At 53.8% G+C, this 8837-nt stretch carries 5 protein-coding genes and 3 pseudogenes; 1 reads left to right on the plus strand and 7 read right to left on the minus strand.

What is annotated here, in order from left to right; all coding sequences use genetic code 11:
• From ACJJVR_RS04395 to ACJJVR_RS04410, 4 genes and pseudogenes are all read right to left on the minus strand, one after another.
• Nucleotides 1-1315, minus strand: a 1315-nt coding sequence (locus ACJJVR_RS04395; protein ID WP_405402565.1) for a calcium-binding protein, incomplete at its 3' end; no start/stop codon positions are given.
• A 109-nt stretch (nt 1316-1424) separates the two neighbouring features.
• Nucleotides 1425-1971: pseudogene (locus tag ACJJVR_RS04400) on the minus strand (hypothetical protein).
• 1040 nt (nt 1972-3011) lie between these two features.
• Entirely contained in the window at nt 3012-4058 is a 1047-nt protein-coding gene (locus ACJJVR_RS04405; protein WP_405402567.1) for a Hint domain-containing protein, read from the minus strand.
• A 210-nt stretch (nt 4059-4268) separates the two neighbouring features.
• Nucleotides 4269-4482: pseudogene (locus ACJJVR_RS04410) on the minus strand (IS5/IS1182 family transposase); the annotation flags it as partial.
• Nucleotides 4483-5208: 726 nt separating this feature from the next.
• Here ACJJVR_RS04410 and ACJJVR_RS04415 point away from each other — a divergent pair.
• Nucleotides 5209-5799 carry a hypothetical protein gene (locus ACJJVR_RS04415; RefSeq protein WP_405402569.1) on the plus strand — a complete coding sequence of 197 codons (591 nt, stop codon included), beginning with the start codon at nt 5209-5211 and terminating at the stop codon, nt 5797-5799.
• A 26-nt stretch (nt 5800-5825) separates the two neighbouring features.
• Here the strand turns inward: ACJJVR_RS04415 and ACJJVR_RS04420 are convergent, their stop codons facing one another.
• The 3 genes and pseudogenes from ACJJVR_RS04420 to ACJJVR_RS04430 form a co-directional block, all read right to left on the minus strand.
• The gene (locus tag ACJJVR_RS04420) at nt 5826-6389 is read right to left on the minus strand and encodes a GntR family transcriptional regulator (RefSeq protein ID WP_405402570.1); all 564 of its coding nucleotides are present in this window, start codon (nt 6387-6389) and stop codon (nt 5826-5828) included.
• 494 nt (nt 6390-6883) lie between these two features.
• Complete coding sequence (gene mobV / locus ACJJVR_RS04425) at nt 6884-8161, minus strand: MobV family relaxase (RefSeq protein ID WP_405402572.1); 1278 nt, start codon at nt 8159-8161, stop codon at nt 6884-6886.
• A gap of 263 nt (nt 8162-8424) precedes the next feature.
• Nucleotides 8425-8837, minus strand: a pseudogene (locus ACJJVR_RS04430) (hypothetical protein); the annotation flags it as partial.

Consider the following 8837-nt stretch of genomic DNA (forward strand, 5'->3'; position numbering starts at 1 on the left):
AGACATCGTTCCCTGCGCCGCCATGGATGTTCTCGATGTTCACGATCACATCCCGGCCATGCCATGTGGCTTGCGCACCGGTCACGGCCAGATCGACCCTTGCTGCCCGGCCCTCGCCCATGAACGAAACCCAGTCCGCTCCGGCGCCGCCATTCAGGGTATCGTTGCCAGCACCGCCATTGAGCCAGTCGTCCCCGGGTCCGCCCCACAAAACGTCGGCCCCATCGCCGCCATAGATTACGTCATCCTCCGACCCCCCGAAGATCGTGTCGTTTCCAGCCCCCCCATGGATTGTATCATTGTCCGATCCGCCGGCCAGCACGTCATCCCCGTCACCGCCGTGGATCATGTCGTGACCCTTTCCGCCGTCGATCGTGTCGTTCCCTACGCCACCATACAGCCTGTCATGGCCGTGATAGCCATCGATGTAATCATTCCCGTGGCCGCCAAATACGGTGTCATCTTGGCGATTGCTCCAGATGAAATCGTTGCCAGCCCCGCCATAAATCACCTGGTCTCGGTCCGGGCTACCCTCAATGCGGTCATTACCGCTTGTGCCCATGACGGTGACGTCATGGCTATTGCGGAGCGTGACATGAACATCATCGTCGCGAAGATACCGATCGGGTATAAAATTCACGGGGTCTTGAAAAGCAACATCGGCCGATTTTGGCACGCCGTTCAACCATTCTTCAGGCCAGTCGATGAAATGATCCTCTTCCGATCCCTCGGCATTGCGACCGTCACCGCTAATCTTTTCCGAATCGTGGCGGGCGCCTTCTAGGGAATACAGAACCCGCTCATTGATCAGGATCCATTGCTGGCCCTTATATCCAACGATACGAACATTGTCCGGCAGATCCTGGAAGTTGATCTGCTGATCGCCGACCCAGATTGTATCGCGCGATGGATCAAAATCGTCGATGCGTCCGACAATTCGTTGATCATTCGCAGCAGCACCCGAGAAGACAAACTTGTCCTTCCCATGCCCACCAAACACATGATGACCGAACCTTAGATCATGAGTATCCCCGGTTTGCCGGGAGAGATCCATGATGATGGTATCGTCGCCCCAGTCCCCAAAGACATGGGTCTGAAACTGCTGGGGCAGCCGCGCGCCGAAGCCGAAGGCGTGGATGATGTCGTCGCCGTGCCCGCCCGAGATCGTGCCACCGCGAACACCGCCGTGGAGTATGTCGTCGCCCGCCCAGCCTCTAATATCCACGACGCCGGTGCCGCCCATAAGCACATCGGATCCAGTCGTTCCGACAAGCAGGGCAGACCCATGGTGACCTGTGTGGCGGAGAGCATCCATCGTATGTTCCTGACGTGTGGTGCGCTGTCAGGAAGAACTGGCAGATTAGATTAATGGTGTCTCACGACCCCTAAAATCCTAATTATTAAAGAATTAGTAATAATTTAGATCATATTAAAAAATGGAGGAGACACAGAAGGATCGATGTGATGTCGATGAATATAAGGAAACTTTCGCTATTCTTGTCGTAGCGGGTAGCGATGCGGCAGGCGTTCTTCGGCTTGTTGAAGCAGCGGTCGACGACTATGCGCAGTTTCCGGGACATGCGCATCGGTGTCACTGGAACGATGCTGCACATTTCCATACTCGGCGAATCTTGTCAGAGCCATAGCCAAGATCCGCCAGCAGAATGCGGGACTCTGGCAGAGTGCCTCCGAGGATTTGATCGAACCTCAGATAAATTAGAGGCCTGACCTGGCAAAATATCCGATCTCATGGGCAAACCGGCGCCGTTGACACGGAGGCGGATCTTGGTCGTAAAGCCACCTTTTGAATGGCTAAAATGCTGTCGCAGAGACCCCATTCGGGCTGTCTAAAAAATCCCATCCAGAAAAATTTGATGGTTTATGGGTTTGCGTCCGTTCGGCGCGTGAACAGCTATGATGAAGCGCCTATTCCTCGCCCGAGATCAGATTTCGTGCCAAGCTGGTTTCCATCGCAGATGCCAATTTGAATCATGATCAGCCTGCTCTGGGAATTACTTTTGTCAACACTACTTAGAAAATTTCTTATCTTGTAGTTTCTAAAGTGCCTAGATTTAGAGTGAGGCAACATAGAGCCTGTACGCAGCTTTCAATCTGGCGCTGCAGAAGGTTCCGTTCAGTTTGAGGCAGTGCTTGAAGACACCCATTGTCTAATTCGGCTTTATCTCTGGTGGAGATCAAAGTTCGAACAAGGTCTTCCAAAGTATTCTTCGCGTGCATCTTTCTATTCACCTTAAATCGCTACTTTAGCGAACATGAACTTTGAGTATCGAGGAGCGACTTCCAGCGAAGCTTTAGCCACTGAAGAACAACCCTTGGTTGATTCGTTTATGTGCTAAAATCATTAAGCTGAAGTTACCAATAGGCGAAAAATCGCCTACCGGAAGACAGTGACTGTTACTAAGAAGCACTTGTTGTTTTTTTGATACACTCGGCATGAGTGCGCACGCATTGAAAGCTTTCCAACCATTGGAAGCATCGAAGCGATAGCAGTGCTCTCCCCTGTCGCCGCATGCTTGAATCCGCTCCACCCACAACCCCTGGCTGATCCCCACCCCCCTCGCCGTTCCGCCGCATAACACCGCTTCTCAGGTGGAGCGCAGCCCGGAGGTTGAACGGGGGGCGGTGGCGACGGTCGCGGCCGCTTTTGCATCAGTAGGAGTCCGACAATCAGGGACTGCAGGACGTTAATAGATATAAACCTATGCGTGCCCCCTTGGACAAGTTGTCGGACGGGTTCAGGCCGAAACCCGCTTCTCCCGGCATCCTTCATCACCTGTACGGAGAAAATGCCTATGTTAAACGATCTGCCAAAATATCGATGAACTCAAAAGTAGTGACGGCGTGCAGCATTATTTTTATGCCGCATTTCGTTCGACCGATCTAGCAGCTGCTCCTTCTTTTGGGATCACAGGCTGCAAGCCATGCGATGCGCCTTCAAATAAATTGCGTCCATCATGATCGTCTTTGGGTCGTTCATTCTAGGTTTCGGATCATCTCAGGTTCAACAGAGACTGATCGTTCTTCAAATGCCGTGAAATGAACTTCTGTTGCTTTCGCCCATAAATAAACATTTTGGCGGGGGTGGGCTTATAGTTTGATTGAGAGATTTCAGGAAAAATTTCTAGAATTTCGTCAAGTGCCTCATCATCCAGAGTTTTGAGAGCTTCTTTTCCTGTATAGAGACTTTCAGACGGGCAGCCCTCAGCATATATGATTTCGTGGTTCTCAAATAGAATATGAAAATACACGACCTCGTTAACCTCTTCATCAACGTATATTCCTGGAATATCCGTCAGTTTTATTGCCGGTATCAAAGCCTCATGGCATCCAAACATTCGCTCAGACAGTTTTGATGATATTAGCATTCTGTGCTGTCGTGAGACATGTAAATTTCGTTTTGGTAAACCTTGACCCATGCTATCTTTTGATATGCAAATCGGTCGTAGTTTCGGGTTTTTTATCAGATCGTCACTGTTGTAAACGCGTGATCCAATCCAGCAAATCGACTGTATTCCTCTGTCAGTTTCAACCCGACTGCCGACACGCAAGTCCTCAATGAGGCAAGGTCCATCTTCTGTCGCAATTGAAGTCCCTTTGGTAAAGCAAACAGCTCCTAAGAGATCATCATATTCGGGGGAATTTCCAGGAATTGTATTTTCAGCAACATAATTGTAAGTCACGCCTGGTTCCAAGGGAGCGGACGGCAGGTATCCTATAAAACTCCCTTGTGATTCAATTGCATAGAGAGTTATTATAGACCCATTAGGAGCGGTCAATGTTACCTGAAATTCAGAATAAACAGGTATTTCCTGTCCACCTGCTACGGATCCATCTGCAAACGTAGCTGTCCCAAATTGGTTGACATCGTTACCAACTTCATTGTTATTTAAGTCTCCCTCTAATATATTATCATCATCTTCGACAGTTAATATGATATCATTGCTACCGTCATATCCTGAAGCCAATGAAACTGTCGATGTTGCGTTATTAAAAATTACATCTGAGTTAAGGTACAATTCGTAAGTTGTCGTGGGCATGATTCGTCCCCTATATGTTGCTGTTTTCTCGTCTGAAATTTTACCGGAAACATACTTTCGTAAGTATTGTATAGCCTTTAAGTAAATAGTGCAATTTCTCTACGCTTCAGAACCAAAGGTTTCATACTTCTGCCTTTTTTCAGATCATGTCATAAGCCTTAAGGTTCAGGAATTTTTCTTGATCGTAGTTATAACATGACGGTTCTGACGAATGGGATCGCGTTTTTTGTAGCGGTGCTTATCGTAGTTGACTGTCTTCCGGCGGGAGTTTCGGCCAAGGATGAAATATTTTATCCCTTTGTCTTGCAACGCTTTTTGCAGCCAGTCAGACATTATAGTCTTGGTATGCCAAGAACCAATCAGCTTATGGCAGGCTTCCCAGCAGTGCCGCCGCTCCCGTGTCGTCGCTGACCTGCGAAATTGAAAAAGGCCGCCAGTCATGCTGGCGGCCTGAACTTGTTACCCTGACAAGACACGTGGGGCATGCGAACCGGATGCAGGCCATCACGCCTGTGTGTTGGGGGTTTCGTTCTGTAAGCGGGATATTTCCACAACCTCCGGCAGACCAAGCGCATGTTATTCAAAGCGCTGCATAAAACCTGATTAGGGACAGGGCAGGCCGTAGTTTAATGTAGTCATCAGCTCCACCGACCTTTTCAGCCCCCTCTTTGATCTATGCACGCCCCAGATCATTCATGACTGCATGCCCACGCTTTGTCATGCAGCGGTCTATGATTAGCCGCTGCTCGAATTTGACTAGATCATAGTTCGTATCACCGGACGCGGCGCCGCCGATCGCCCCTACGACAACACTGTGCGGACGTATGCCCCCTGATTGCCGGCGTTACGACGAACCGCCTTCCCAGTTGCTGCGCCAGTGATAGGCCCTGCGATCAGTCCCCGATACCGGCGGTAACTGCGCTGTGGGCATGATCGTAGAACAGGCCGGGGATTCTTTTGTCGCGATGTTCAGAAGCGACCTTAACTTCAGATATGGAAAAGCTTGTTCGAAAGGAGGAGTTTCTTCTTTTCGATTCAGTTCGTTACATCGGTTTCATAAAGCGGTTCCAGCTTTCGTTTCATGAGTTCGACCTAGGCAAGGAACGAGCACCGCGCTATGGTTCAAACGGGGTTCATGAACGGTGGAACGATGGAAACAAAACTGACACTCAGCCGGGCTGCTGACCTGTCCGGCCATAACAAATCCAAGATCCATCGGGCTATACAAAAAGGCGCATTGTCGGCCTCACAGCCTGCACCAGGTGAGCAATACGAAATTGAGCGCAGCGAGTTCGAAAGAGTGTTCCCGCCAAAAGAGTGGCCGAGCTTGAACGAGGTTCCGGAACGGTCCCAGAACGTCCGTTCTACAGGTAGTTTTGAAACGGGGTTCGATGGGCGTTCCTCTATTCTCGCATTTAAGCTGGAGGCGACGGAGGCGCGGTTGACTGAGCTTCAGGAGGCACTGACGCGTGAACGAGATAGAGCTGACCGCTTCGAAGACGAGCGCCAGCGACTTCTAGAAGCGCCTCGCACTGAGGTCGAACGTGAGCGGGCTGAGCGTGAGCGCGAGCGTCAGGACGCTGAGCGGCGAGACCAGGAACGGCGGGAGGAGGCGGAACGCCTTAGAAACGAGCTGGAACGATCCCGGCAGGAACAGGACAGGCTAGCCCGTGAGGCTGACGAGCTCCGGCAGGCGTTGTTGAAACCTCGAAGCTTATGGGCACGGCTGACCGGCCGGTAGCGGGCAGCACCTGCCCGTGATGGTGCTCATTGTCTTTCAAGCATCTCACCTGTCACCGGGTCATAGAGCCGCCGGGTTGCAGGCAAGTCCGCGTCCATACCCGGCAGAGCTGGCTGAGAGACCGGCGGCAGGCCGTCACCGGAGGGAAGCTGCTGTTCACCGGGAAGCTGTGTCGGAACATGCTTCAAAGGTGTGTCCTGCCCAATGAGGTGCTCTTTGCCTTTCTGTTCGCGCTCAGACAGCACAAGGGTGGCGGACATGAGGCTTCGCCGTATGCCATCACGCGACCCATGCCATGCCACCCGGTCATTGACGACGTAGGCGTTGACGGTCCCGCTTTCGCCCACCTGCCAAATCTCAATCCAGTTTTCGTCTCTCAGGGTGTTTAGAGCACGCTGCACCGTGGGACGTGAGACGCCAGTGGCGTCCTGGAGTTCACGGTGTGAAATAACCACGGCGTTATTTTCACCCATGCGAGCCGTGAGGATGTGCATGACGGCGGCTGCTTTCGGTGCACGGATGATGAGTTGCGCCCATTCCTCATGAGCTGCCCGTTCGGTCTGAACCCATGTCCCGCGCAACTTTCGCACTGGTAGCTGTCTAGTCATTTCTTTTCCTGCCCCATTTGATGCAGCCCTGTTCACGAGCTTTCCAATTATGGAACTATACGTTCCATATATACTCGTCTACTAATTTTCAAATTCTGAAAGCAAATGATGCACCCTGCCTCATTCAGATGAGGCAGGGGTGCATCATCTGAATGAGGCAGGTCTACCTAAAAAGTTTATCAAAAACAGACACTTATTTTTTCCCTTCTAATGATCTACAGGGAACAACCGGGACGGGCCGTGTCGGGCGAAGCAGCCCACCAGGGAGCAAGCGCCGACCGGCGCGGACTGGCCCGGTTTTTACCTGTCAGCGAGGTTTCGACTTTAACTTACGGTCGTAGGGTGCGGGACGCATCGGCGCGAACCACGCGGGAATGGGGATGATCAGGCAAGAAGGGGAAAGGGTTATCCACAAAGGCGGGACATGACCGCGTTTGTGGCGCCCGTGGCACTGTCAGGATTTGCTGGAGAATAAGTCAGCCCCAATCCGACCCGCTGTCCTGTCCGCGCTCCCGTTCCCGCGTCTTGCGGGCCTCGCTTTCCTGCATGGCCTCTGTCGCGTGCTGGCGGGACCGTTCCGCCTGGCGCAGGCCGTTCAGGATGGCATCGGCTTCCTGCCGATCGGTGCCGGCCAGACGCTGGCCGCCCACGGCATCGAAGTCGCGCCAAGGCAAAGCATAGCTGCCGTCCTTCAGCGCGATGACAGCAATGCCGGTATGGTTCAGGGCAGCCTTGGTGGCTTTGGCCTGCATGTCCGAGAAATGGGAAGCGTGGCGGTTGTGAAACCTCGCCATATCGCGGAGCAGGTCCTGCTTGTCGTCTTCGGTGACGCCCTCGATCTGCGGGATCTGGAGTGCTGTCAGGACCAGCTTGTTGGCGGCCTCGGACACGGCCCGTTCCCGTGCAAGCTCGGTCTGGGTCTGGTCTAGGATCGCCTCTGTCGCTTCCATCTCGCGGCGCAGGGTGCCGGATGCCTCGGTCAAATGTGCGGTGAGATGCGCCAGACGCTCTGTGGCGGCTCGTGAGGCGCGTTCCTGCCATTCCCGGTCACTCTCCCCACCCAGACCCATCACGGCTCCTCTGCGGCGCTCTGGGAGGGTGAAATCGGCCTCTACGGGGGTGGAGGCCCTGCCGTAGTATTCCTGAATGGTCTGATGCGAGGCCCGACTGCGTTCCTGACCCCGTTCGAGGCCGAACGGTTGACCGACGTCGCGGGCGAAGTCGGTCTGCATCTGGCGAAGCTTGTCCTTGCCGCCGACCAGCTCGCGGGCGTTCAGCTTGCCGCGGGCGTCGAGGGGGATCACCAGGACCTGCATGTGCGGGGTGGTCTCATCGCGGTGCACCACGGCCGACAGGACGTTCTCGGCACCATGGCGTTCCTTGAGCCAGTCGAGGGCGCGGCGGAAGTAGTTGTTCTGCTCGTCCCGGCCCATGGCATGGACCTTCTCGGGCGATCCGCCGACGAAGTACTCAAGGGCGTGGACGGCGTTCTTGCGGATCTTCTCGGGGGCACGGGCGTCCCAGGCTTCCATGACGCCCTGGGCAGTGCCGGGGCCCTTGAGCACCAGGTTCTCGCTCATGCGGGACTGATCGGCGTTCGGGGTCTCGCGTTCGCGGTAGTTGTGGCCCAGGGCCGCGCCCAGATGCCCCTTGGTCTTGATCTTGCCGACGCGGAGGATGGCGAAGCTCCTGGGCGCGCGCGATCCACTGCGCACCTGCATGTCCTTGCTGAAGTCCGTCACCACATCCGACATGTCGCGCTTCCATTTGAAAAAAATGTGCACTCACTAGACAATTTTTCCTGCGTCCAAATTATACCGTTCGCCCCTGCCGGGGGAAGTGCACATTTTTCTCAAATGGATCAGCCGTCGCGCCCAGGGGAAGAAAAGCCGCCTACGGCGGTAAGATCCCCGGCCCTAGCCAGCCTTGCAGGTGCGCTGCGGGACGGGGATCAGGGTAAGTGGAGAGTGTAAAAAATTAGCTGACAGCATGTTTTTCTTTGGTCAATTGTGTTGCGTCAGACAAAGATCATGTCGTTCTCAAGTGCATTGATCGTGGTGTTACGAACTGTGAGAACATCGCCATCTCCAAAGTCAAAAACGACATTGGACCCGCTTTGCGTGGCATAGGACCGCGCTTGCTCAAAGTTGGCTACTTCAAGATCAACGATCCGGATCGTGTCGATGTCATTCTGAAAGTCCAAAATAGCATCTCGATTGAAGTTATTCCTAAAAACGAAGACGTCGTTTCCTACGCCGCCTTTAAGTTGGTCGTTGCCAGCACCGCCATTGAGCCAATCATTGCCGGCTCCGCCTTCCAGCAGGTCGTTGCCGTTCCGGCCCTGGATGTTGTCGGCACCGTTTCCACCTGCAATCCGGTTGGCCTGGGCATTGCCCAGCAAGACATCGTTCCCTGCGCCGCCATGGATGT

Source organism: Paracoccus sp. Ld10 (genome assembly GCF_045064235.1).
In the GTDB taxonomy this organism is placed as follows: Bacteria; Pseudomonadota; Alphaproteobacteria; order Rhodobacterales; family Rhodobacteraceae; genus Paracoccus.